The following is a 23,144-nucleotide window of genomic DNA, read 5'->3' as shown; positions in this document are numbered from 1 at the left end:
CCTTTTCATTCTATCACAATCTTTTTTATACATCAGATTATTTTGCAAGCTCATAGATGGCTTGAGCGTAAATTGCTGTGGCCTTCACCAGGTCCTCGATAAAAATATACTCGTCCTTCTGATGGGCCACATCCTCACGCCCAGGGAAAAGTGCTCCAAAAGCAACACCAGCCTCAAGCGACCTCGCATAGGTCCCGCCACCGATAGACAAGAGCTCCGCCTTTTCCCCTGTCTGCTCCTCATAAACCTTTTGAAGTGATTGAATCAACGCATGGTCCTGTGGTACATGGTGAGGCGGCGCTACTTCATATTTACTTAGCTCGAATCCGCCTGCTTCAGCCGCGGCTTTAATCTTCTCCCGACTTACTTCTATGTCGCATGTAACCGGGAAACGGATATTCACTCCAAGAGTCCCGCCGGTGGAAGAGTTATAGGAAAATACCCCGGTATTTACGGTCAAATCCCCTGTGATATCATCCTTGAACGCAATGCCAAGTTTTTTTCCTCTCGAATCGAAAGCAAGCTTTTCAGAAACAAAAGAGACAAATGCCGCTCCATTCGCATCCAAAGCTTGGGAATGGAGGAACTCCGCCAAATAGTAGCCGGCATTCTTTCCATTGTCAGGCTCCATCGCATGAGCCGATACACCTTTGATGGATAATATTAGGGCGTTCCCTTCTTTCGTATAGCCACCTTCAAGACCTTTCTCTTCTATATAACAGTTAAATGCATGGCTTGTTTCCTCCATGCTGCCATCCACTTCAACAGTTGCTTTCGCGTGATCTGGTACCATGTTCAGACGTCTTCCCGACTCGAATGCCAGTAGCTTAACCGAGCCAGCGGTCTCTGTTTGAGCCTTTCTCATTTGCAGACGGATGTCTCCAAGTCCTTTTTCCGCATAAATGATTGGAAAATCCGCGTCAGGCGCAAATCCCATTGTAGGCATTTCTTCTTTTTTGAAATAGTGGTCCACACACTGCCAGCTGCTCTCCTCATCTGTTCCGATAATGATCCGGACACGCTTGGATAGCGGAAGCTCCAATTCCTTCACTATTTTCAAGGCATAATAGGCAGCCATCGTCGGCCCTTTATCATCAATTGCACCACGGGCAAAGATTTTCCCATCACGGATAGAAGCACTGTATGGCTCATCCGTCCAGCCATCGCCTTCCGGTACGACGTCCACGTGACAGAGGATACCAACTAGCTCATCCCCTTGTCCGTGCTCGATATGGCCGGCATAATGATCGACATTCTTTGTTGTAAACCCGTCGTTTTTCCCTTTATGTAACAAATATTGCAGCGCCTCTTCTATACCTTTTCCAAAAGGCGCAACAGGTGTTGCTTCCTCTTCGTTCAGCACACTTTTTATTCGCAAAAATTCTTGTGTATCCTTTATGAGTGCTTCCTTGCGTTTTTCTACTTCTTCCAACCAATTGATGTTAGTCATTCCGTTCGATCATCCCTTCCATAAAAAATGAAACAATGTGTTCATCAATAGTACAAAACCAACCAGTCCCAATGCAGGATAGTAGAGCCATCTTGTAACAGCGTCCTGATAATGCTCCTTCAAAATCTCCTTGCCTTTATACAAGCCCAAAAATGGATGGGTGGTCAATTCATCATATAGTATATTTAACCATTCTTTGATGAAAAAGAAAAATGCAACAAACAGCCCATATTTCATCCATAGCGGCATATATGTCATCACTGCAATGGTGATTCCGATTAGCTTCAGGTAAGAAGAAACATGACGTAGATTACGTAGTAAGTATTTGAAGAACAGTTCGGCGAGGGCATTTTCCGGTCGCCTGTCTTCGAAAATACGCTGGGATTTCCGGAAAAGAAATGGTTTATTCCGTTTGGATACCTTGGGAATATAAACGTACTCAGACATCGAGAACATCACACCAACATATTTCTGCTTTATTTTTTCACTTTCCATTACATCAAAATCAAAGCTGTCCATTTTCCAGTAAAGGAAATAGGTAGCTACAACTAGTAAGAGTATGCCAACATTCGTATAGAAGCCCAACATATAATCTACCAGCAAATAAAAGATTATCCCACCCAGTACAAAAACGGTAAAACTTATCAGCCTATTACTCCAGCTTTTCCATCTCACATCCACCAGCTGACCGATTACAATCAGCAACAACCGTACCAGCACGATGAATATTGCAAAATGAATCAGGGAAAACGCATCCGGTTTGATCTGTTGGAGCAATAAAAAAGATAATAGGGCAATCAGGACGGATACAACTGTGTTCTTCAAAATAGCCGCACCAATGCAATAGCCTTTAAGGCTTTTAAGAACACTTTTCCGGTGGACAAAAAAATAGGAATCAGCCGACTCCACATAAATCCGAATGGCACCAGTATTCATCATCAGATAAATAAGGAATAAGGTCAGACCAAAAGGTAATTGACTGATTATTTCAAAAATTTCAGGGATTGAGTCATAAACCATTGCCCCAACAAATAGGATGGTAAGGATAATATAGACCAAAATAGTCCAATCCACTACAACCTTCATGTTCTTCCATTGGTAAGCCCAGTCCTTCTTTCGGCGATAACGAAAAAGTGCGAATCCGTTCATATTTGTTTACTCCGAGTGGATAAGGTGTAGAAGCAGTCCAATAGGGAAGCGCCTGACATCCCACACTCCTTCTGTATATCCCGTAGCGTTCCGGAGGATTTCACCTTACCTTCTGTGAGCAGCACGAATCGGTCACAAATCCGCTCTGCCGTATCAAGGACATGTGTACACATCAAAATGCCGGCTCCTCTTTCCTGCTCTTGGCGAAATAGTTGAAGGAGATCTTTCATTGCAATAGGGTCAAGCCCAATGAAAGGTTCATCCACGACATACAAGGAAGGACGTGACATGAACGCAAATATCAGCATCGATTTTTGCTGCATCCCTTTAGAGAAAGTAGCTGGAGACTCATGTATGACATGTCCCAATCCAAACATATCAAGCAGTCTGTCCACCCTTGGTTTCCATTCGGGTTCATCGAGCTCCAAAAGAGAAGCCATCAGATCGATATGCTCCCATAATGTCATATCATAATAAAATACCGGTTTCTCAGGAATATAAGCAAACGATTTATCTGAAGGGAGTTGAATATCCCCTTCAAAAAAAGGATTCATCCCAAGCATGGTTTTAATAGTGGTACTCTTGCCAGCTCCGTTGGGACCGATCAGGCCCACCATTTCACCTGCATTCACCGTTAAAAATATATTTTGCACGACCTTCATTTCATCGTCATATCCTGCACGGTTTAAATCTAATGTCAGTAAATTCATCTTAGTTCCTCCTTCTTCCCTATTTACGAGACTTTAAAAGAAAAAGTTTCGAATTTTCAAAAAAGAGTGGCGGTTTATTGTCGAGTAATGTAATATTGTGAATAAGGAATAATAAGCCAATTTTACCACGATAATTCCAACGTCAATTATTAAAATTGTGTAAATAGCATCATTATTCTAGAATTTTTTATACAGAATCGTGTACAATATAAACTAACTTAATACTAAACACCTAACATCAAGAATTATCTAGTAGTAACATGTTAAATACCGGATAAGGAGTGGTTTTTTGAAGCCTTCAACAAACCGTATGCTAACCCGTATTAAAGCCGTCTACATGTACATTCATGAGAAAGGGACTGTGTCCACACAGCAGTTGGTCGATGAATTTGGGATAACCCCCCGAACCGTCCAGCGTGATTTAAATGTGTTAGCTTTTAATGGTCTTGTTCAAAGTCCGACAAAAGGTAAATGGTCTACTACAGAAAAGAAAGTTAGGTTGTCGTCTTAACGTTACATAAATATAATGATTGGAAAATAGCAGGGAGAGAATCGTTCCGGAAATCGGATCGATTCTTTTTTTATGGGGAATATGTTCGAAGGTTTCTTATACAAAAGAAAGAAAACAGGCAGGAGATTATTCTCCCGCCTGTTTCATGAGTGGCCGCTAAATCAGACACTTTTTCTCTGATTATTCTACATCAGTTGCTTCTGTAACAGTTTCTTCCTCAATTTCTTCTTCCACTACTGCATGTACAGCAGATTGAAGAGCAGCATGCATTTTAGCTTTTTCATTAGCTTTTGCACTTGCCATTGAAAGGGATTTGTTTTCTACAGAAGGGTTTACTTTCTCTTCTTCAGTCACTTCTTCTGTTGTTTCTTCTGTTACTTCTTCAGTCACTTCTTCTGTTGTTTCTTCTGTTACTTCTTCAGTCGCTTCTTCTGTTGTTTCTTCTGTTACTTCTTCAGTCGCTTCTTCTGTTGTTTCTTCAGTCACTTCTTCTGTTACTTCTTCAGTCGCTTCTTCTGTTGCTTCTTCAGTCGCTTCTTCTGTTACTTCTTCAGTCGTTTCCTCTGTTACTTCTTCAGTCGCTTCTTCTGTTGTTTCTTCAGCCGTTTCTTCTTCCTTCACATCTTCTTCTACTTCTTCTGTGCTTGCATGAACAGCGGAATTTGGCGCTGCATGCAATTTAGCCTGTGCGCTTGCTTTTTCACTCGCCATGGATTTCTTCTTGTTTTCCCTAGAAGGATTCACTTTCGCTTCCTCTTCAGTTTCTGGAGCTTCAGTTTCCGGTACTTCCGTTCCTGTTTCCACCACTTCTTCTGTGGTTTCCTCAGTCGGTTGTTCCACTACTTCAGGAGTTTCCTCTATTTTGCCCGCATGGACAGCGGAATTGGCTGCAGCGTTTGCTCCCGCTTGCTCACTGGCATTTACACTTGCTTGAGACTTTGCTTTGTTCTCAGCAGAAGGATTCACTTTCGCTTGTGCAGGAAGTTCAACTTTTACCTTTTCCTCAACGTTAACCTTTTGCTCTACTTTTGGCTTGTGGTCTTCTTTGTTTTCTTTACCTGCCGCTTCACTCATCTGAATCCCGAAACCAAAAGATAGAACACCTGTTAATACTAACGTTTTTACGATTGCTTTACTGTTTAGGAAATTGATTTTCATTTTGATTCGCTCCTTCAATTTTTAATAGAATGGGTATATACATTATCTATTGAAAAAAGAAAGAGGGCTCTCAGGCGGCGGTGCCGGTGGTGCATTTACCCATTGGCTCCGAAACGTGAGATGCTTTGACACAAAAGGCTCAATCAACACCATAACCGCCTCACCGGGATTCATGCCGAGGAAATCAAGTGATCCTTTGGATGGCACTTTAGTGTCTCCTGTATTTCCCGAAGGCTTTTTCTGAGATTGCTGCTGTTGCACTTGGAGGATGGTCGGTTCCCTGTCCTTCCTAGGTGGAAGTGGAGCAGGAATGCTCTTGCTAGGTTCTTCGCTTATCGATACTGAAGTTTCTTCTGATAAGGTTACACCCTTATTTGAAGTATCCGTATCTGCTTCCTCTGCTGTACTTTTGTTATGTATGATTTCAGGTTGCTTTTGAGTGGAGGCACTCGGTTTGTCCAGCACTTCGACTTTTTGAGCCGTGACTGGAACCGCTTGATCAGATTCAGATGGAACTGGTACTTTTTCCACTTTTTGTTTGGCAGACTCTTTTTGAACCGCAGCATTTGCTGTTTCACTGGCTTGCTCGGGTAGTTCCTTTACTACATTGCTTTTCTCATGCTGAGTTGGAACGCTCCGTTTTTCCTTTGCAATCGGATTGATTTCCTTTCTTACTGGAGTTTCAGTCCTGTCCGGTTTTTGCGGGACGTTCCCATTCGGAACTGTTACTTCTACAGGGGTTTGCTTCCCTTTCCCTTCAGGCGGATTCCCACCTTTTTCAGCATCGGCTGCATCCGGCAAAGTCAGCACAAACAAAAATAATAGAGGCAGAAACCATAATATTCGCACGTTCATCGCTTCACCTCCTTTTACATTCGGCTATAATAATCTTCTAACTATTTTTTCAGATTATGTCGGTTAATGAGGAAAATAGTAGAAATTTATCAGTTTAAGTTTTAGAAAATATAAAAAAACACTCCTAATTTACTAGGAGCGTTCTGAGAGATTATCTATTCTCTTTTAAAAGTTCCAGTTCTTCGTCCGTCAATTCTCTGTATTCACCAAGTTCAAGATCCGGATCGAGTTCCAGCGGTCCCATGCTGAGCCTTTTCAGATAAGTAACCGTTTTTCCGACTGCCTGGAACATTCTTTTTACTTGATGGAACTTCCCTTCGACAATGGTGATTTCTATTTCGGATTGTGGACCTGCAGAAAGTATCTTCAGCTCGGCAGGCAAGGTTTCATATCCATCATCCAATGTCACACCTTCTCGGAATGCAGCCTTGTCCTCTTCCGTTACTTCTCCGTCAATCTTTGCATAATAGGTCTTAGGTACATGCTTTTTCGGTGATAGCAGCTGGTGCGCAAGCTGTCCATCATTGGTCAGGAGCAGAAATCCTTCTGTATCCCTATCGAGGCGTCCAACAGGAAAAGGCTCAAAGATCTTATCCTCTTCTTGTAAAATATCCACCACCGTTTCCTGCCTGTGATCCTCGGTTGCCGACAAAAATCCAGGCGGTTTATGCATCATCAAGTAGATGAACTCGCGGTATTCCACAACATCATCCAAAACCGTCACTTCTTGTTCTTCAGGCTCCACATGAACCTTTGCATCCTTTACAACCTTGCCATCCACTTTTACAACGCCTGTCTTCAACAGCTTCTTCACTTCTTTACGTGTTCCATAGCCGCTGTTTGCCAAAAGTTTATCTAATCTCATAGTTTACTCCTTTGATATTAAAGGCCTCTTTCACCTGTTTTTCTATTTAAAAACGGAAATCTGTTCCCGAAAAGATACATTAACAAATTGCTGCGATAGCTTAGGAAGAAGTAGATTCCCGCTCCTACAGCAGCACTTATGAATATCACGATAATTGCCTGTAAGCGTCCATCGCTGTATGGAATGAAGCCTTCCAAGAATCGAAGTACAATAAGCACGCCTACTACCATCGCAATATTAAAAATGCTCATCAGCATCGTTCTTCTGAAAACGATGGAATAATCGAATCCTGTGTATCTTTTAATCGCCCAAAGATTCATTACTACACTTGCAGTATACCCGATTCCGGTTGCAACAATCGATCCTTCCGCACCCATCAGGAAAATAAGTGGGAAGTTGAGCACAAGCTTCAATCCTATTCCAAGCGCCAATCCATATACCGTGTATTTTTGACGGTTGATACCTTGCAGCACGGATGCCGTCACTGTGAAAATCGCTAGAGGAATGGCAGTTGGCGCGTACCAGGCCAACAAATAACCACCAAGTTCATCATAGGAGTAAAAGGCTGCGTACGCTGGTCCACCGAGTATGGAAAGGCCGATACAAGCTGGCAAAGTCAAATATAGCAGTATCTGAAATGTTTTGCTCATCTGGCGTTGCAGAACATCCTTGTCATTACTGATAAATGACCTGGTAATGGCCGGCAATAATGACAAGGCAAAAGCGGTAGCAAGCGTGATTGGAATCATGACTAGCTTTTGGCCGTATGTGTTGATGATAGCAAAAGCGGATCCGGAAAAATTATCGTCAAACCCAGCCAGCGCCATCGCTTTGTTAAAGCTGAAAGTATCCACTAATTGATACAATGGCATTGCCAACCCGACAAATACAAATGGTGCGGCATACATGACTAGCTCTTTGTACATATCTTTATACGATATTTCCACCGTACCCTTGTCTTTTTCCAAAAGGGTATCCAGATGCTTTTTCCTGCTGAACCAGTACCAGATAAGTATTGCAAGACCAGCCACAGCACCGATAAACGCTCCAAAAGTGGCATAACCGATGGCTGTCGGCAAGCTTCCATCCGTTACTTCAATCACGATATATACACTACCAAGCAGGAAGATAATCCTGGCAATCTGCTCTACAACCTGGGAAATAGCAGTCGGCCCCATGGATTCATGTCCCTGGAAGAATCCTCTTATCAAACTCATCACAGGAACCAACAGCAATGCGAAACTTACCATCCTGATAACAAGTGTAACGTCATCAAAAGAGTGTTTGCTGCCATCATTGATAATCATTGGTGAAAATACGGGTGCCAAAATATAGAGCACTAAAAACGAAACAATCCCAGTAATACTCATTAATAGAAGACCGGAGCTGAATAATTTCCTGCCCACTGCATACTCTTCCAAAGCATTATATTTTGCAACAAACTTGGAAACCGCTAGCGGAACACCCATTGTCGCTACACTTAAAACCACAGAATAAAGAACATAAGCATACGTATACAACTCCCCGCCGCTTTCCCCTACAAGGGAATAGAACGGAAAAATATAGACGAGCCCCAACACTCTAGAAAGCATCGTTCCCAGAGTAAGAATAAACGTACCTCTTAATATATTCGATGTTGACATAAAATCCCTACCTACTATATGTAACTTTTTGTCTAACCTTAGTATTTTACCATAAAGGGTCTTGGCGTGTATGCTTTTTACCAGCCTGCAAGGACGCTTCTATTGAGAGAAATCCTGGAAAAAGTGATGAATGGCGTGTCATCTTCCAAGTGTTCAAATGCCTCTTTGCAGATGACTACCTTGAACTCCCCATAAGCATCCGCCTCGAGAAGAAGCTGGCCTGCTTCCTCCCGGGAAAAAAGAACCCCGAATTCATCTCTGTTATTTATCATCACACAGAATATGTATGCATCCATATCTTTTTCATAGAGCCAAGCAAAAGAATATTTATCTATTCTAGTTGGAATGAGATCGCCCAATGATGGTGCGGACAAGAGAAGTACGGGAATTCCATTCTCTTCGGTCCAACCACCATCTTCAGGATGATGCGCTTCCGTTATATTAGGTGAATAATTCATTGTATACCCCTTTTTCGTTAACTTTATCTCTCAAAATCATACGGAAAGATGTCTATTTTGTCCAACTTCCGTTTACAGTATATAATAACAGATAGGTTTTCTAAATTTAGTTGGTTGGTGAAAAGATGAAATATGATGTAATAATAATTGGCGGCGGTCCGTCCGGTCTGATGGCCTCGATTGCTGCAGCGGAACAGAAAGCACGGGTTCTCCTGTTGGATAAAGGAAACAAGCTCGGCAGAAAGCTGGCGATTTCAGGCGGAGGCCGCTGTAATGTGACAAATAGGCTTCCTGTTGATGAGATCATCAAACACATACCCGGTAACGGAAGATTCCTATACAGTGCGTTTTCAGAGTTTAGTAATGAAGATATCATCAAGTTTTTTGAAGGGCTTGGTATTCAATTGAAAGAAGAGGACCATGGCCGTATGTTCCCTGTGACCGATAAGGCGCAGAGTGTCGTGGATGCCCTTTTGGATAAAATGAAACAGCTAAAAGTGGAGATTCGTACGAATACTGCAGTTGAAACGGTGGAATATGAAGAAGAGCGAACCAAAGGGGTCCTCCTGAAAAATGGGGAATTCATTGAATCCACATGCGTCGTCATTGCGGTTGGAGGAAAATCGGTACCGCATACAGGTTCTACCGGTGATGGCTACCCATGGGCAAGAAAAGCGGGACACACAGTGACTGACCTTTTCCCTACTGAAGTGCCTTTAACTTCTACGGAGCCATTTATCCGTGAAAAACGATTGCAGGGGCTGTCCTTGCGCGATGTTGCTCTAAGTGTATTGAACCCTAAAGGCAAAGTAGTCAAAACACATCAAATGGATATGATATTCACTCACTTTGGGGTGTCGGGCCCGGCTGTATTGCGTTGCAGCCAATATGTCGTGAAAACGATGAAAAAATTTAATGTCCGAACTGTGATGATGAATCTGGACGTTCTTCCAAGCATCAATGAAGAGCAGGTTTTCCAGGAACTGCATAAGCTTTTAAAGGAAGAACCCAAAAAAGCCATTAAGAATGTTCTTAAAGGAATTGTGCCTGAGCGGTACTTATTATTTTTATTGGAGCAATGTGGTATCGATGAACAGGAAATCGGTGCAACTTTAGCACATGAGAAAATAAGGGACCTTGCGAAAATGTGCAAGCAATTCCGCTTTGAAGTATCCGGCACCTTATCCATTGAGAAGGCATTTGTGACCGGTGGCGGTGTTTCTGTAAAAGAAATTCATCCTAAAGAGATGGCTTCCAAACAGAAAGAAGGATTATATTTTTGTGGGGAAGTACTTGATATCCATGGATATACTGGTGGTTACAATATTACATCGGCTCTTGTTACCGGAAGGCTGGCAGGCTTGAACGCCGGGAAAAAGGCGGCAAGCCTACGCAGTTACCATTAATACAAACGAGAATACTAGTCCAAGTCCTACACCATACATTGCGAATTCATTCATAAATGATTTGTCCTCTGTCATTACCGTTTCGTTTTGAGTGTGGTGGTTCATGTTCCATCCATCCTTTCAAGTAGTGTTATTCTATTAGACGATTGTCACAAATAATTGTTACAGCTTTTTAATAATTGTTTCTTCTTTTTAATAAGTTACTTATCTCTACCCACATATTCGAGCCTGATAAACATCTTTTTCAGATTTTTTCAGGCTCTGAATATGACCATCGCCGAAAAGCAATAGATTTGCTCCTCTTCTTCCAGTAAACATCCCACCTGATACTTGATATCTATCAAATCCCTGTCTGCAAGCCCTCTCAAAAAATCATTTACTGAATCCTCGAGATCCCGCTCGTGCTCTTCATCAAACATTTTTATTTGAATCAAGCCTGTACACCTCCTGCATGGTTAATAGAGCCAGTTTTTATTACTATGTATAGATGAAATTATGAGATTTTATACTAATGGGAGAGAAAAAAACTTTCTTTAGGGGTCTGACCCCTAAAGGTTTTTTGCTACAGCTGTCGAATATAATAGAGTTGGTGAGTTATAGAATTAAAGTCGCTCGGCTAGTAGGTAGCCGAGCGACTTCTATTATTAATAGCCAAGTAACTGCATGGTTCCTATATAGATGAGGATGGCTGAAATGCTTAAAGAAAGCCGGTTGAATTAAAAAAAGGAAATAGCAGGTCTTTCCTCACACAGATCAGCTGACTGCTCCTTAATAAAGTCTTTATCGGAGAATTTTACTAACTCCACTTCCATATTGCTGTTTTCAAGGTCTTTCCACTTAATTTTAATTGTTTGATAGGAATCGTCGAAATAGTACATAGTGATATAATTGTTGCTTAGATAATCTTCATTTGCAATGACGACTTTTTTATAGGAATAGCTTTTATTTGCAAGATTCCTATCTATAACGCTGAAGAAAGATTGCGGGATATATTTCTTTATCCCCCTTCTTGATGAGAGATTGATATATAAACATACGTATGATCTAGGTCTGGTTTCAAGTTTTTGTTAGAAGTGGGGTGAGGTTGTAGGTACGGGATTTGTTTCCTCCTACAAATTCAACATTGAGGTGATTTAGCAATCTGATAATCGTCACTCGATTCTCTATCCTTAAAAACCGTTTTAACTCCCTCATTGTGAGGAAGGGACTTATTAAAAGTGCGTAATCCTCCAATGCCGCTCTGTGTGCATCTTCTGATTTTTCCCCACAATTAGAGCACTCCCATTTGCCGTGGATTCTTCTCATCACAATATAAGGATCACAATTGGGGCAAAAAACTCCTGTCATAATATCTGAAGGTAAGATAGCATACTGAGGAATGGGGGAAGAGGTTGCAGGGGTATCATCTTTAAGCAAACTTCTGATTATTTTCTTTATTATTTTCTTGTCTAGAGGTTGTGATGAATGTCGTTCGAGTATTGCTTTTACTTTTATTGTAAGTGCCGGGCTTTTAATCACATATCTTTCCACTTCGCTAGGAGAGGAAAGGACTTTGATAATTGCTTTTGGATGTGTCAATACTACGAGTTTTTCACACGGAATCTCAGGAAGCTGCTTGGCTCTTAGCCATAACTGTAGTTTAAAGCATTGATTAGATGCTTGAAGAATGGGATCAGGTAATCCTTTATGCGGACTTCCTTCCACCTCTTGAATGAGCTGATAATTTTTTGGATCAAAGTAGAGAGTTCCTTTGTTATATTTCACCTCTAAAGTTAAAAAGAAGCTTGAGAATAGGATGAGGGTATCAATCTGAAAGAAGGTGTCCCTAAATGGAAGCCTTAGCCCGTGGAAAATGTAGAATGGGTGGTCTGTTTCTGGGAGAAGTTTTATGTAATAGTCCAATGATTGTTCACCGTAGATGCCTGCTTCTTTCCTTCCTAATTCACTAAGGAAATCTTGATAATTTTCATGATCTGGCCGAACACGTCTCTTCATTGCTCTCAATTTGTGCACTCTTAAAGGAACGCTTCTAGCTTTTTTTATCAAAGTACCACCTCTTTTGATAGGATAATAGGACAATTAGACACGATTCTGCATAATTCCTCCTTTTCTGCAAAAATTCTCTTAGGAATTTCCATCTTTCCTTGATGCGTCTCAGGTTAACATTTACAAAATATGTATTGTCGTTAATTTCAAGCGCTTTATTGAATAACTTGGAGTGTATCTCGTATATTTACGCTCATTTATTGAACACTTTAGCCCCTTTATTGACCATTTCCACCTTGGATTAAAAAAGCACTGACCAGCGCGCCATCTTTCCTCGCCCGCCGGCCAGTGTTCCAATTTACATTATTCCACGTCGCCTTCCCACTCCAGCATGCCGCCAACCATATTTCGGACCTTATATCCCTGGTCCTGCAAATAGTGGCAGACATTTTCGCTGCGGCGGCCTGAGCGGCAAATGACGATGTATTCTTTTTCCTTATCAAGCTGATCTAGACTTGCCGGGATATCCCCCATGCGGATGTGCTTCGCTTGCTTTATTTTACCTGTTTCGATTTCCTCATCTTCGCGAACATCAACAAGAAGCAGTTCTTCTCCTGCATCCAATTTCTTTTTCAGCTCGTCAGTTGTAATGGTCTTGATTTCTTCCATCAATAAAAACCTCGATTCTATGTAATGTGTAAAGATACCTTTCATTTTATCAAAAACAAAACAAGACTGCCAAATTGTCGGCAGTCTTGCTTGTATTTTAGAAATATCAATTCGCTACGATATTTACAAGTTTCCCCGGTACCGCAATGACCTTACGAACTGTTTTTCCTTCGATGGATTCTTTTACTGTCTCATCAGCAACTGCGATCTCTTCCATTTTTTCACGAGTTGCATCTGCCGGGACATAAAGTTTCGCTTTCAGCTTACCGTTAACTTGAACAACGATTTCCACTTCATCCTCGACTAGCTTTGCTTCATCAAACACAGGCCAAGCTTCGTATGTGATGGTTCCTTCATTGCCAAGCTTCTCCCAAAGTTCCTCGGCAATGTGCGGACAAACTGGGGACAATAGCTTAACGAATCCTTCCACATACTCTTTTGGAATCACATCCGCTTTGTAGGCATCATTGATGAAAACCATCATTTGCGAGATCGCCGTATTGAAACGAAGTCCTTCGTAATCCTCGGTTACCTTCTTGACGGTTGCATGATAGGTTTTCTCCAATGTATCCTCTTCTGTTAATTCCACAACCTTGGAGCTGATCTTGCCATTCTCTTCGACAAACAATCTCCATACACGGTCAAGGAAGCGGCGGGAGCCGTCCAATCCGTTTGTGCTCCAGGCAATGGAAGCCTCCAAAGGTCCCATGAACATTTCATATAGGCGTAATGTGTCTGCACCATGAGACTCGACGATCTCATCAGGGTTTACTACATTCCCTTTGGATTTACTCATTTTCTCGTTGTTTTCACCTAAAATCATTCCTTGGTTGAAAAGCTTCTGGAATGGCTCTTTCGTTGGAACAACACCGATATCGTACAAGAATTTGTGCCAGAAACGAGCATACAATAAATGAAGAACCGCGTGCTCCGCTCCACCGATATAAATATCTACCGGTAACCACTCTTTCAATTTTTCAGGATCAGCCAATCTCTCACTGTTGGTTGGGTCGATATAGCGCAGGTAGTACCAGCAGCTTCCGCCCCATTGTGGCATTGTATTTGTTTCACGGCGTCCTTTTTTACCTGTTTCAGTATCTACCACATTCACCCAATCTTCAATTGCTGCAAGTGGAGATTCCCCTGTACCGGATGGACGGATTTCCTTTGTTTTTGGTAAAACAAGTGGAAGCTCGCTTTCCGGTACTGCCGTTGTGGTACCATCTTCCCAATGGATGATAGGAATCGGCTCGCCCCAATAACGCTGACGGCTGAACAGCCAATCACGAAGACGGTACGAAACCTTCTTCTCGCCTTTTTCATTTGATTCCAACCACTGGATCATGTTGGTGATTGCTTCTTCTTTTCCAAGTCCGTTCAAGAAATCAGAGTTTACGTGCTCCCCGTCCCCTGTGTAAGCTTCCTTGGTAACATCTCCACCTGCAACCACTTCGACGATTGGCAGCTCAAATTTAGTCGCAAACTCAAAGTCGCGCTCGTCATGTGCAGGTACTGCCATGATGGCACCTGTTCCGTAGCTCATTAACACGTAGTCCGCTATCCAGATTGGCAGCTTTTCGCCGCTCACAGGATTTACAGCATAAGCTCCTGTGAACTCCCCTGTTTTTTCCTTGGAAAGCTCTGTACGCTCCAAGTCACTCTTACTTTGAATCTTTGTAATATAAGCTTCTACTGCGTCCTTTTGGTCTGCAGTTACAATTTTCTTCACTAGAGGGTGCTCTGGTGCCAATACGGCATAGGTTGCACCAAACAGAGTATCAGGGCGAGTCGTAAATACGGTAAAGCTCTCATCCGTGCCATCAATCGCAAAATGGACGTTGGCTCCTTCCGAACGACCGATCCAGTTGCGCTGCATATCCTTCAAGCTTTCCGGCCAATCCAATTCATTCAAATCTTCAAGCAGGCGATCCGCATATTCAGTAATTCTAAGAATCCACTGTCTCATCGGACGGCGCTCGACCGGATGTCCGCCACGCTCGGATTTCCCATCAATTACTTCTTCATTCGCAAGGACGGTACCTAATGCCGGGCACCAGTTTACCGGTACTTCATCCACATAAGCCAAGCCTTTTTCATAAAGCTTTAAGAAAATCCATTGCGTCCATTTATAATACTCAGGATCTGTGGTGTTCACTTCACGATCCCAGTCATAGGAGAATCCAAGGGACTTGATCTGTCTTCTGAATGTATTGATGTTCTGCTCGGTGAACTCTGCAGGATCATTTCCTGTATCCAATGCATATTGTTCAGCAGGTAATCCGAATGCATCCCATCCCATTGGGTGCAGGACGTTTTGTCCTTGCATACGCTTCATGCGTGAAAGGATGTCTGTTGCAGTATATCCTTCCGGGTGACCAACGTGTAAGCCTGCGCCCGATGGATAAGGGAACATGTCTAGTGCATAGAACTTCTCTTTTCCTTTTTCTTCCTGTGTTTTGAACGTTTTGTTTTCTTCCCAATACTTTTGCCATTTTTGTTCAATGGACTGATGCTGAAACGACATCTTCTTTTCCTCCTGTTAATTCAAATAAATACAAAAAACCCCTCATCCCTATAAAAGGGACGAGAGGTTTGAATATACATAACCTACCGCGGTACCACCCAGATTATTACCACCAATGTGATAATCACTCAAATCCTTAACGCGGATGATACGGCGAGATATTACTAGCTTCCTTAGGAAGGGTTCACACCTGCTACTCCAAGGCGAGTTCATGAACGCTCGTTTGTTGACTCTCACCACCCGTCAACTCTCTTGTGCTCGTTTCGTTCACTACTGATCCTTTTCAACGTATAAGTTTAGTTGTTATTCTGTATTGTAAAGAATTTATTGGAAAACTTCAAGGGGTATTTTCATTAATCATTATGAACTTTTTTCAAACTAATTATTCTCAGCAGTAGTTAGCAGCACTCTTTTTTGTTGTTTGAGTCCTTTTGGCTGCTCTCGCAGCATTTTTCTTCCTGGACTTCCACGATCTCCACTTTGCAGCAGTCATCCTTCTTTTTCTTGAACATTAAAAACATCATCATCAACTCCTTTTAATATCAATTTTTTTTGATTAATAAAGCATTCTTTATTCACAAACGCAGCAAGGTTCCTGTTGGTTATTCAGCATTTTTGTCAGCTTCAAGAAACTCGCTTTCAATGCATTTCCGATTGTCTTTCTTTCACCCCTTGAAGCTTTTGCCACCATATGAAGCATTTGTTCTTCTCTTAGGCTGTTGATTTTTTGGCGGTTCATATTTGCCAATGTATAAAGATTGTTATTCATCTGGATCTCTCCTTAAATCAATTTTATTTGATTATCTACTTTGATTATATGTCGCGAGGAAAATATATGCAACTAAATTAATCAAATTATTTTGATTTAATTTCGACAAAAAACGCCAGATGCCATGCAGCACCTGGCGTTTTCTTTTATTGTACGGTATACCCTCCGTCAATAACAGCAGCCTGCCCTGTAATTCCACCAGCTGAATCACTGGATAAAAACATCGCATAGTCTGCAATTTCCTTTACTTGCAGCAATCTTCGCTGTGGGACAAGAGGATAGATAACCTCTTCCAATACATTTTCCAATGGAACTCCCCTGGTCTCAGCCAGATCTTTCAGCTGATTACGTACCAACGGGGTATCCACATACCCTGGACATAGTGCATTCACGGTGATTCCATGCGCAGCCCCCTCCAAAGCAGTGACCTTTGTTAATCCGATTACCCCATGCTTGGCACTGTTATAGGCAGCCTTACCCGCAAAGCCGACCAATCCGTTGATGGAAGCCATATTGATGATACGGCCCGATTTCTGTTCTTTCATAATCGGAAAGACATGCTTGGTTGCGACGAACGGAGCAACTAGCATCACTTTCGTTAAAAGTTCAAATTTTTCCGTCGGGAAGTCTTCAATCATGGAGACATACTGAAGACCGGCATTGTTGATCAATACATCAATACTCCCGAACTCGCTGATGGCAGCACCAATTGCTTCCTTGATTTCATCTTCAGATGTTACATCACACTTGATTCCTAATGTCGTCAACCCTTGTTCATTTAAGGCAGAGCTTGCAGTTTTTACAGTTTCATTATTTAAATCAGTCAACACAACTTTTGCGCCAGCTTCTGCGAATTGTTTTCCTATTTCATACCCAATACCCTGGGCTGCTCCTGTGATGAAGACAACTTTATCCTTTACCAATTATGCTCCCTCCCTTAATGTTTTTAGATACCAAGTCCAAGTGAGAACAATGCGATTGCAATCGCTACGCCAATCAACGGAACAATTACCGTTACGGCAGCGACAGGTCCATAAGCAGCCTGATGGGTCTCTCCACAAATTGCACGGACGGTTGTTACAACATATCCGTTATGCGGAAGAGAATCCAGCGCACCAGAAGATATGGCAACTGTACGATGAAGGGCTTCAGGATTTACACCCATATCGATGTAATGCGGTGCAATCAATGGAAGTGCGATAACCTGCCCACCGGAAGCGGATCCTGTCATACCGGCAATAACGCTGACTGCAATCGCAGCACCGATCAAAGGGCTTCCCGGGATGCTCGTCATCGCGGACACAACCTCGCCAAATGCTGGCACTGCTTTAGCGACTCCACCAAATCCTACTACAGCGGCCGTATTACCAATGGCGATCAATGCTCCCATCGTACCTTCGGAAATCGCGTTCCAGAAGGATTTGAAATAGGCTCTACCAACAATGTAAGTGGCTATGATTCCACCCAATAAAGCAATGATCAAGGCAGATTGTTTTAGGTCATCGTGGAAATAGAAGGAGATTCCAAGGACCACCAATAACGGAATCATACTGACAAACGGGTTTGGAAGTTTTCTGTTGGCATCCATAACCGGATCGGATGCTCTTGCTGTGAACGTTTCGCCACGATTTACCGCTTTTTTGATCATGCGCTTTAACCACCAGTAACCAAAGATCATCATGAATACAGCAACAATTAAACTGACTTCCCAACCGGCATAAGGACTTGTGTTAAGATAATCAATCGGAATCCAGTTCTGGATCTCCGGGGAACCGGCAGAAGTCATCGTAAATGTGACGGAACCGAATGCAAGTGCTGCCGGAATGAATCGACGTGGTAAATTAGCCTGTTTGAACAAGCTGATTGCCATTGGATAAACAGAGAAAGCAACTACGAATAAGCTGACTCCTCCATAGGTTAAAATGGCACATGCTGCCACAATGGCAAGTACGGCATATTTCATCCCAAGCTTATCTACAATAAACTTGGAAACAGAGTCTGCTGCTCCGCTATCCTCCATCACTTTCCCGAAAATGGCCCCAAGCAGGAACATTAGATACCAGGCAGTGACGAAGGAAGAAAAACCGCCCATATAGCTGCTTACAAAGTTAACTTCCCCTTCTCCAACCAATTGTGGAAACAACGGCATTCCACTTAATACTGCAACAAATAATGCTGACAGCGGACCTACTACAAGCAGGTTCATCCCTCTCATCGTTAAAAAAATTAAAAGTGCCAAACCTCCGATAAGACCAATCATGCTGAGCATTTTCTTTCCCCCTTGTTTTACGGTAAACGCTTTCATTTGAATGAAGCATTTTCCTGTTAATTTTGTCTTCCTCTTTCTTATATGCAAAAAACGTGCCAACATCACGAATCCACTCCGCGCAAATGTTTCAATTTTCCGAACTTCTGTATTTTCCGAAAATTTGGACTAACTTTCAAATAACCTTCTTCTACCTTGAAAAAAAACGAGTCCAGATTCCTGGACTAATTTCCAAAATTCTGGACTCGCTTATCCTATGTGATATTTCTTGATTTTTTCATATAAACTCGATTTGCTTATTCCAAGCAATTTTGCGGCTTCCAGCTTATCGTCATTCACATTATCAAGTGTTTGAATGATTGCTTGCTTTTCTGCTTCTTCCAAGGTTTCCTTCAGTGATTTGGAACCGAACGGAATGGAGTATGACTCAGTCAGATAATCAGGCAACGCATCAAGCGTCAGCTTATCTCCTGTGGAAAGGTGTACGGCAGCCTGAATCACATTTTCCAATTCCCTGATATTACCCGGCCAGCGGTAACGAGATAATACTGCCAGTGCATCCGGAGTCACAGATGTAATTCTCCTGCCGGTCCTTTTACATATTTTCTGGATGAAATGCTCCACAAGCATCGAGATATCCTCGGTTCTTTCTCTTAAAGATGGTATATGGAATGGAATGACGTGAATTCGATAATAGAGATCATCACGGAACCGCTTTTCCTCCATCATCTTTTCCAGAGGACGGTTGGTGGCTGCAATCACCCGAACATGCACTTGTATCGGCTCATTCGCTCCTATCGGTTCCACTTCCCCCTCCTGTAGCGCCCTAAGCAATTTCATCTGCATCGGAAGCGACATATCCCCAATTTCATCAAGAAATAGGGTTCCGCCATCAGCCAGAAGGAATTTCCCTTTCTTTCCTCCCTTTTTCGCACCTGTAAAGGCACCTTCCTCATACCCGAAAAGCTCCGATTCCAGAAGATGCTCAGGTATTGCGGCGCAGTTTATTTTAATAAATGGCATGGAGCTCCTGTTACTCAGTTGGTGAACACTGTGAGCAAAAAGTTCTTTGCCGGTGCCGCTCTCACCACGTATCAGAACGGACACATCACTTGATGCGATATGCTTGACCTTTTCCTTCAACGTCTGTATGAGCTTCGACTTTCCGATAATGTCCTCTAAAGTATATTTGACCCCTGTTTGCTGTTCGTATTCCTGCAAATAATTTCGAATACGTCCAAGCATGCTTTTTACATGGCTGTTCATTTTATCCCATTCACTTGTATCACGGAATATTACTGTTCCATATGCACCAATCACTTCTTTGTTGCTATTGAAAATTGGCACTCTATTGGCAATCATGTAATTGCCCCTAATATATTGTAAGTCCGCCAGCTCCTCCTTGCCTGTCTGGACGACATGGTGCATGCGGGTATTTTCAATAACCTCAGTAACATGCTTGCCGATGACAGTCTTGCTATCCACGTCCAAAAAAGCGCTATAGCTGTCGTTCAAATAGATGATTTCCCCACGATGGTCGACCACCACAATCCACTCAAAAGCATTGGCAATGATCGTATCCATCATTTCATCCGTCAGTAAACTATCCTTAACTCCCATCCAATATCCCTCCTGCATGTCCACCCTATTAATATATCATAAAATTCTGACAAGACTTTAAAGGAATAATATTGCAGAAAATCAGTTTTCGTGTTTTGCAAAAATGTTACAATGAACCTAACATATCAATATTCATCAGGGAGGAATGCTCCATGCCAGATTGGTCCTACCATGGCATTTTCAAACCTGTCCTTTCCATACTGCCGCCACTTGCGGCAAGGGAGTTCATACATCGTGGAATGAATACCATCGCTTCTCTTCCATTCGGGTTGGGATCACATATCATCAATTTTCTGGGGCGTGAAGAATGCTCTCCACTATTACATAAGGAAATTCATCACATAGATTTCAAGAATCCTGTTGGTTTGTCCGGGAAGATTGATCCTATGCTCTCAGGTACCAGGGCTTTTTCGAATTTAGGTTTCGGTTTTATAGAAATCGGCCCTGTTACATTGGAACCTCGGGAAAACGGGCATCATCCTGTAAAAGATAATAAAACAAAGCGCATAAGTTTTCCTGAAGTACTATCATCTATCGGTTTAGAGAAAACAATCCATAAGCTTCGGAAACTAACAAAAAAACAGCCGATTTTCATTCGACTCTCCGGCAGCATACAAGAGGTTGAGAGGATGGCTGCAGAACTTGATCCCTATGCTGATGGCTATATTGTGGAGAATGTGCAGACTGAGCTGGGTCTTCACACCAATAAACCGATTTGGATTGCAACGTCCTCCACGACAGAACTGTCACCGAGAGCGCTAATTTCCTTCGATGGGGTAGTAGTGGAAGAGAAAGTAGCAGATTTTGAGCTGGCAGAGGCGGTTAAACTTCTTAGACAAAAAGGTTACGAGAAAACCATTGTTACCTCAGGGGAATTTCGGAGCCCGAGCAGGCACATGAACTGCTGAATGCCGGTGCAGACCTGGTACTACTCTCAGACGGCTATGTATTTTCAGGACCGGGACTTACTAAACGGATCAACGAATCTCTGTTAGGTAGGCTGGAACAACGAGAGCCAGCAAACAAGGGATGGTTTTCCTACTGGCTTTTCGGTTTATTCATCCTGATTGGTGGAATGCTTGCCTTTCTTTTTGGGGTGACTTCCATTGTACTGCCATATGATGAGCATTTCCTTGGGATGAAAAAAGAGGAGATATGGCTCTTTAATGAACGGATCATGCTGTTTATGGCACATGACCGGCTGACATTGGCAGGAACGATGATTTCTGGTGGGATTGTTTATATGCAGCTGGCTAAAAACGGAGTCAGACACGGTCTACTTTGGGCCAAACAAGCGATTGATGCAGCGGCCATCATCGGTTTTCTAGGCATCTATTCTTTTATCGGATACGGATATTTCGATTGGCTACATCTTTTGTTCTGGCTTGTTTTGTTGCCTTTTTATTTAAATGGATTTTTGAAAACCAAAGGTCTTAACGGAACACCCTCATCCGGTAATCTAAAAAATCATTCCAAATGGAAGGCATCCTTATACGGACAGCTCCTGTTTGTAATTCTTGGCTTTTCCTTTGTGGTTGGCGGCATTATTATTTCCTATATCGGGGTAACGTCGGTATTTGTGCCGACTGACATTATTTATATTTGTATGCCACCCGAGATGTTGGAGGCGTTTAATCAGCGGTTGATACCGGTTCTTGCTCATGATCGGGCCGGTTTTGGCAGTGCATTGCTAAGTGTCGGCCTTTTGGTTCTGATGCTCGCGCTCTGGGGAATTCATGAAGGGAAAAGATGGGTATGGTGGACGTTTCTTGTAGGAGGCCTTCCTGCTTTCATTACAGGAATCAATATTCATATTGCTATCGGCTATACGACGCTCATTCATCTGCTTCCTGCTTATTTTGCTGCTACCCTTTTTATAGGTGGACTTGTTTTGACTTATCGGTTTCTTCACCTCGAAAATGACTAAAAGGAGTGCTCTTCCAAATAGGGGAGCACTCCTTTATTATGGGATATTTTCCATGATGCGGGTTAACGTTCGATTAAACGCTTGGAGTTCCTGATAATCCATGGAAAGGTTATCGAGCAGCTGAGTTGGAATGCACTCGGCTTTCTCCTTTAATTGCCTGCCTTTTGGAGTAAGAGAAATAATGACACTTCTCTCATCCTCTCGGGAACGATTTCTTTCAATTAGGCTGTTCCCCTCCATTCTCTTTAACATCGGTGTTAATGTTCCGGAATCCAGGAACAGTTTCTCCCCCAGTTCCTTTACAGATGTGACATCCTTCTCCCATAGCACCAGCAGTACAAGGTATTGCGGGTAGGTCACATCTAGATCATCCAAAAGATTTCTATATAATTTTGTAATCTTGCGCTCTGCAGAATAAATTTTAAAACAGATCTGGTTTTCAAGCTTCAATTTATCTTCCATTCAGTATTTCCACTCCTTTGACTTCAATAACTATTATAGTACAAACTCTACCAATGCATGCACAATTTTATTTTGCGCAACTAAATTGTTGACATCCTTACTAATGCGAGGTAGGATATAAGAGTAATTTGTATTGCACACAATTTAATTTTAAACAATATTATAAGGAGTGACTTTTCAATGGAATTACTATACACTGCAAAGGTTACCGCTTCAGGTGGAAGATCTGGGAAAATTGAAAGTAATGATGGCACGCTGGATTTAGCCTTAGCGATGCCAAAATCACTTGGAGGAACAGGAAAAGAAGGAGCCACCAACCCTGAGCAGCTGTTTGCAGCAGGTTATGCTGCATGCTTCGACAGTGCATTGAATCTAGTAGCCCGACAAGCTAAAAAGCGAATTGAATCAAGTGTTACTGCCGAGATCTCCATCGGTAAGGATACGGATGGCGGATTCAAATTGACAGCAGTCCTCCAAGTAGAAATTAGTGGTGCTTCCCAGGAGGAGGCGGAGGAACTAGTAAATCAAGCACATCAGGTTTGCCCTTATTCCAAAGCTATCAGAGGAAATATGGATGTTGCAATCCATACAATCGCAAAATAATGAATGAAATTTAGATATGCGCTCTTCATGAAGAGCGCATGTTGTTTTGATACGGCTAAATTAATTGTGGTCTATAGCTCAAACGAACTTGCTTAACCCACTCTCATCAAATT

Annotated in this window: 24 protein-coding genes and 1 other annotated feature; of the genes, 5 read left to right on the top strand and 19 right to left on the bottom strand. The window is 42.4% G+C overall.

The window, feature by feature from the left end; translation table 11 throughout:
• Positions 1 to 37 precede the first annotated feature (37 nt).
• Genes pepV through ABN702_RS02570 form a run of 3 tightly spaced genes read right to left on the bottom strand, consistent with a single transcriptional unit; the run spans position 38 to position 3,309 of the window.
• A complete protein-coding gene (gene pepV, locus ABN702_RS02580; protein ID WP_417899272.1) occupies positions 38 to 1,450 on the bottom strand; it encodes a dipeptidase PepV in 1,413 nt (470 codons plus the stop codon).
• A gap of 9 nt (positions 1,451 to 1,459) precedes the next feature.
• Positions 1,460 to 2,599 (bottom strand): ABC transporter permease, encoded by a 1,140-nt coding sequence (locus ABN702_RS02575; RefSeq protein ID WP_417899271.1) that lies wholly within the window; start codon positions 2,597 to 2,599, stop codon positions 1,460 to 1,462.
• The gene (locus ABN702_RS02570) at positions 2,596 to 3,309 is read right to left on the bottom strand and encodes an ABC transporter ATP-binding protein (protein WP_417899270.1); all 714 of its coding nucleotides are present in this window, start codon (positions 3,307 to 3,309) and stop codon (positions 2,596 to 2,598) included. Before ABN702_RS02570 ends, ABN702_RS02575 begins: the two co-directional genes overlap by 4 nt.
• A 289-nt stretch (positions 3,310 to 3,598) precedes the next feature.
• Here ABN702_RS02570 and ABN702_RS02565 point away from each other — a divergent pair, with 289 nt between their 5' ends.
• Complete coding sequence (locus ABN702_RS02565) at positions 3,599 to 3,820, top strand: DeoR family transcriptional regulator (protein ID WP_386643068.1); 222 nt, start codon at positions 3,599 to 3,601, stop codon at positions 3,818 to 3,820.
• Between the two features lie 180 nt (positions 3,821 to 4,000).
• Here the strand turns inward: ABN702_RS02565 and ABN702_RS02560 are convergent, their stop codons facing one another.
• The 5 genes from ABN702_RS02560 to ABN702_RS02540 all read right to left on the bottom strand — a co-directional run bounded on the left by ABN702_RS02560 (position 4,001) and on the right by ABN702_RS02540 (position 8,799).
• On the bottom strand, positions 4,001 to 4,978 hold the full coding sequence (locus ABN702_RS02560) for a hypothetical protein (RefSeq protein WP_417899269.1): 978 nt from the start codon (positions 4,976 to 4,978) through the stop codon (positions 4,001 to 4,003).
• Between the two features lie 42 nt (positions 4,979 to 5,020).
• Entirely contained in the window at positions 5,021 to 5,833 is an 813-nt protein-coding gene (locus tag ABN702_RS02555; RefSeq protein WP_417899268.1) for a hypothetical protein, read from the bottom strand.
• Between the two features lie 151 nt (positions 5,834 to 5,984).
• Complete coding sequence (locus ABN702_RS02550) at positions 5,985 to 6,698, bottom strand: pseudouridine synthase (RefSeq protein ID WP_417899267.1); 714 nt, start codon at positions 6,696 to 6,698, stop codon at positions 5,985 to 5,987.
• A 17-nt stretch (positions 6,699 to 6,715) separates the two neighbouring features.
• Entirely contained in the window at positions 6,716 to 8,341 is a 1,626-nt protein-coding gene (locus ABN702_RS02545) for a putative polysaccharide biosynthesis protein (protein ID WP_417899266.1), read from the bottom strand.
• Positions 8,342 to 8,418: 77 nt separating this feature from the next.
• Positions 8,419 to 8,799 carry a hypothetical protein gene (locus ABN702_RS02540; protein ID WP_417899265.1) on the bottom strand — a complete coding sequence of 127 codons (381 nt, stop codon included), beginning with the start codon at positions 8,797 to 8,799 and terminating at the stop codon, positions 8,419 to 8,421.
• 125 nt (positions 8,800 to 8,924) lie between these two features.
• On the opposite strand from ABN702_RS02540, the gene ABN702_RS02535 reads away from it, so the two are divergent.
• Positions 8,925 to 10,205 carry an NAD(P)/FAD-dependent oxidoreductase gene (locus ABN702_RS02535; RefSeq protein WP_417899264.1) on the top strand — a complete coding sequence of 427 codons (1,281 nt, stop codon included), beginning with the start codon at positions 8,925 to 8,927 and terminating at the stop codon, positions 10,203 to 10,205.
• Here the strand turns inward: ABN702_RS02535 and ABN702_RS02530 are convergent.
• The 10 genes from ABN702_RS02530 to ABN702_RS02485 all read right to left on the bottom strand — a co-directional run bounded on the left by ABN702_RS02530 (position 10,188) and on the right by ABN702_RS02485 (position 20,039).
• On the bottom strand, positions 10,188 to 10,310 hold the full coding sequence (locus ABN702_RS02530; RefSeq protein ID WP_386643087.1) for a hypothetical protein: 123 nt from the start codon (positions 10,308 to 10,310) through the stop codon (positions 10,188 to 10,190). The genes ABN702_RS02535 and ABN702_RS02530 overlap by 18 nt on opposite strands.
• 149 nt (positions 10,311 to 10,459) lie before the next feature.
• Positions 10,460 to 10,639 (bottom strand): sporulation protein Cse60, encoded by a 180-nt coding sequence (locus tag ABN702_RS02525; protein WP_386643090.1) that lies wholly within the window; start codon positions 10,637 to 10,639, stop codon positions 10,460 to 10,462.
• A 622-nt stretch (positions 10,640 to 11,261) separates the two neighbouring features.
• Entirely contained in the window at positions 11,262 to 12,251 is a 990-nt protein-coding gene (locus tag ABN702_RS02520) for a nuclease-related domain-containing protein (protein WP_417899263.1), read from the bottom strand.
• A gap of 303 nt (positions 12,252 to 12,554) precedes the next feature.
• The gene (locus tag ABN702_RS02515; RefSeq protein WP_417899262.1) at positions 12,555 to 12,860 is read right to left on the bottom strand and encodes a rhodanese-like domain-containing protein; all 306 of its coding nucleotides are present in this window, start codon (positions 12,858 to 12,860) and stop codon (positions 12,555 to 12,557) included.
• 106 nt (positions 12,861 to 12,966) lie between these two features.
• Positions 12,967 to 15,384 (bottom strand): leucine--tRNA ligase, encoded by a 2,418-nt coding sequence (gene leuS, locus ABN702_RS02510; RefSeq protein ID WP_417899261.1) that lies wholly within the window; start codon positions 15,382 to 15,384, stop codon positions 12,967 to 12,969.
• Between the two features lie 52 nt (positions 15,385 to 15,436).
• Positions 15,437 to 15,680 (bottom strand) — a binding site (T-box leader).
• 102 nt (positions 15,681 to 15,782) lie between these two features.
• Complete coding sequence (locus ABN702_RS02505) at positions 15,783 to 15,911, bottom strand: hypothetical protein (protein WP_417899260.1); 129 nt, start codon at positions 15,909 to 15,911, stop codon at positions 15,783 to 15,785.
• A 44-nt stretch (positions 15,912 to 15,955) separates the two neighbouring features.
• A complete protein-coding gene (locus ABN702_RS02500; RefSeq protein WP_417899259.1) occupies positions 15,956 to 16,153 on the bottom strand; it encodes a hypothetical protein in 198 nt (65 codons plus the stop codon).
• Between the two features lie 146 nt (positions 16,154 to 16,299).
• Positions 16,300 to 17,076: a 3-hydroxybutyrate dehydrogenase gene (locus ABN702_RS02495; RefSeq protein WP_417899258.1), complete on the bottom strand. Its 777-nt coding sequence runs from the start codon at positions 17,074 to 17,076 to the stop codon at positions 16,300 to 16,302.
• Positions 17,077 to 17,099: 23 nt separating this feature from the next.
• On the bottom strand, positions 17,100 to 18,422 hold the full coding sequence (locus tag ABN702_RS02490) for a GntP family permease (RefSeq protein ID WP_417899257.1): 1,323 nt from the start codon (positions 18,420 to 18,422) through the stop codon (positions 17,100 to 17,102).
• Between the two features lie 246 nt (positions 18,423 to 18,668).
• Positions 18,669 to 20,039 carry a sigma-54 interaction domain-containing protein gene (locus ABN702_RS02485; protein ID WP_417899256.1) on the bottom strand — a complete coding sequence of 457 codons (1,371 nt, stop codon included), beginning with the start codon at positions 20,037 to 20,039 and terminating at the stop codon, positions 18,669 to 18,671.
• A gap of 152 nt (positions 20,040 to 20,191) precedes the next feature.
• Here ABN702_RS02485 and ABN702_RS02480 point away from each other — a divergent pair, with 152 nt between their 5' ends.
• On the top strand, positions 20,192 to 20,947 hold the full coding sequence (locus tag ABN702_RS02480) for a hypothetical protein (protein WP_417899255.1): 756 nt from the start codon (positions 20,192 to 20,194) through the stop codon (positions 20,945 to 20,947).
• 167 nt (positions 20,948 to 21,114) lie between these two features.
• Complete coding sequence (locus tag ABN702_RS02475; RefSeq protein WP_417899254.1) at positions 21,115 to 21,966, top strand: hypothetical protein; 852 nt, start codon at positions 21,115 to 21,117, stop codon at positions 21,964 to 21,966.
• Between the two features lie 36 nt (positions 21,967 to 22,002).
• Here the strand turns inward: ABN702_RS02475 and ABN702_RS02470 are convergent, their stop codons facing one another.
• The gene (locus ABN702_RS02470; RefSeq protein ID WP_417899253.1) at positions 22,003 to 22,428 is read right to left on the bottom strand and encodes a MarR family winged helix-turn-helix transcriptional regulator; all 426 of its coding nucleotides are present in this window, start codon (positions 22,426 to 22,428) and stop codon (positions 22,003 to 22,005) included.
• 180 nt (positions 22,429 to 22,608) lie between these two features.
• Here ABN702_RS02470 and ABN702_RS02465 point away from each other — a divergent pair, with 180 nt between their 5' ends.
• Complete coding sequence (locus ABN702_RS02465; RefSeq protein ID WP_417899252.1) at positions 22,609 to 23,031, top strand: organic hydroperoxide resistance protein; 423 nt, start codon at positions 22,609 to 22,611, stop codon at positions 23,029 to 23,031.
• Positions 23,032 to 23,144 lie beyond the last annotated feature (113 nt).

Source organism: Bacillus haimaensis, from assembly GCF_048270625.1.
GTDB classification, from domain to species: Bacteria; Bacillota; Bacilli; order Bacillales; family Bacillaceae_I; genus Sutcliffiella_A; species Sutcliffiella_A haimaensis.
The sequence above is the reverse complement of the archived record's forward strand: the minus strand, read 5'-3'. Positions and strand labels throughout refer to the sequence as shown.

What these genes read in the sequence shown, in the direction of transcription:
- pepV (WP_417899272.1), bottom strand. Translation starts at nt 1,450, where the DNA reads ATGACTAACATCAATTGGTTGGAAGAAGTAGAAAAACGCAAGGAAGCA.
- ABN702_RS02575 (WP_417899271.1), bottom strand. Translation starts at nt 2,599, where the DNA reads ATGAACGGATTCGCACTTTTTCGTTATCGCCGAAAGAAGGACTGGGCT.
- ABN702_RS02570 (WP_417899270.1), bottom strand. Translation starts at nt 3,309, where the DNA reads ATGAATTTACTGACATTAGATTTAAACCGTGCAGGATATGACGATGAA.
- ABN702_RS02560 (WP_417899269.1), bottom strand. Translation starts at nt 4,978, where the DNA reads ATGAAAATCAATTTCCTAAACAGTAAAGCAATCGTAAAAACGTTAGTA.
- ABN702_RS02555 (WP_417899268.1), bottom strand. Translation starts at nt 5,833, where the DNA reads ATGAACGTGCGAATATTATGGTTTCTGCCTCTATTATTTTTGTTTGTG.
- ABN702_RS02550 (WP_417899267.1), bottom strand. Translation starts at nt 6,698, where the DNA reads ATGAGATTAGATAAACTTTTGGCAAACAGCGGCTATGGAACACGTAAA.
- ABN702_RS02545 (WP_417899266.1), bottom strand. Translation starts at nt 8,341, where the DNA reads ATGTCAACATCGAATATATTAAGAGGTACGTTTATTCTTACTCTGGGA.
- ABN702_RS02540 (WP_417899265.1), bottom strand. Translation starts at nt 8,799, where the DNA reads ATGAATTATTCACCTAATATAACGGAAGCGCATCATCCTGAAGATGGT.
- ABN702_RS02535 (WP_417899264.1), top strand. Translation starts at nt 8,925, where the DNA reads ATGAAATATGATGTAATAATAATTGGCGGCGGTCCGTCCGGTCTGATG.
- ABN702_RS02530 (WP_386643087.1), bottom strand. Translation starts at nt 10,310, where the DNA reads ATGAACCACCACACTCAAAACGAAACGGTAATGACAGAGGACAAATCA.
- ABN702_RS02515 (WP_417899262.1), bottom strand. Translation starts at nt 12,860, where the DNA reads ATGGAAGAAATCAAGACCATTACAACTGACGAGCTGAAAAAGAAATTG.
- leuS (WP_417899261.1), bottom strand. Translation starts at nt 15,384, where the DNA reads ATGTCGTTTCAGCATCAGTCCATTGAACAAAAATGGCAAAAGTATTGG.
- ABN702_RS02505 (WP_417899260.1), bottom strand. Translation starts at nt 15,911, where the DNA reads ATGATGATGTTTTTAATGTTCAAGAAAAAGAAGGATGACTGCTGCAAA.
- ABN702_RS02500 (WP_417899259.1), bottom strand. Translation starts at nt 16,153, where the DNA reads ATGAATAACAATCTTTATACATTGGCAAATATGAACCGCCAAAAAATC.
- ABN702_RS02490 (WP_417899257.1), bottom strand. Translation starts at nt 18,422, where the DNA reads ATGCTCAGCATGATTGGTCTTATCGGAGGTTTGGCACTTTTAATTTTT.
- ABN702_RS02485 (WP_417899256.1), bottom strand. Translation starts at nt 20,039, where the DNA reads ATGGGAGTTAAGGATAGTTTACTGACGGATGAAATGATGGATACGATC.
- ABN702_RS02480 (WP_417899255.1), top strand. Translation starts at nt 20,192, where the DNA reads ATGCCAGATTGGTCCTACCATGGCATTTTCAAACCTGTCCTTTCCATA.
- ABN702_RS02475 (WP_417899254.1), top strand. Translation starts at nt 21,115, where the DNA reads ATGCTTGCCTTTCTTTTTGGGGTGACTTCCATTGTACTGCCATATGAT.
- ABN702_RS02470 (WP_417899253.1), bottom strand. Translation starts at nt 22,428, where the DNA reads ATGGAAGATAAATTGAAGCTTGAAAACCAGATCTGTTTTAAAATTTAT.
- ABN702_RS02465 (WP_417899252.1), top strand. Translation starts at nt 22,609, where the DNA reads ATGGAATTACTATACACTGCAAAGGTTACCGCTTCAGGTGGAAGATCT.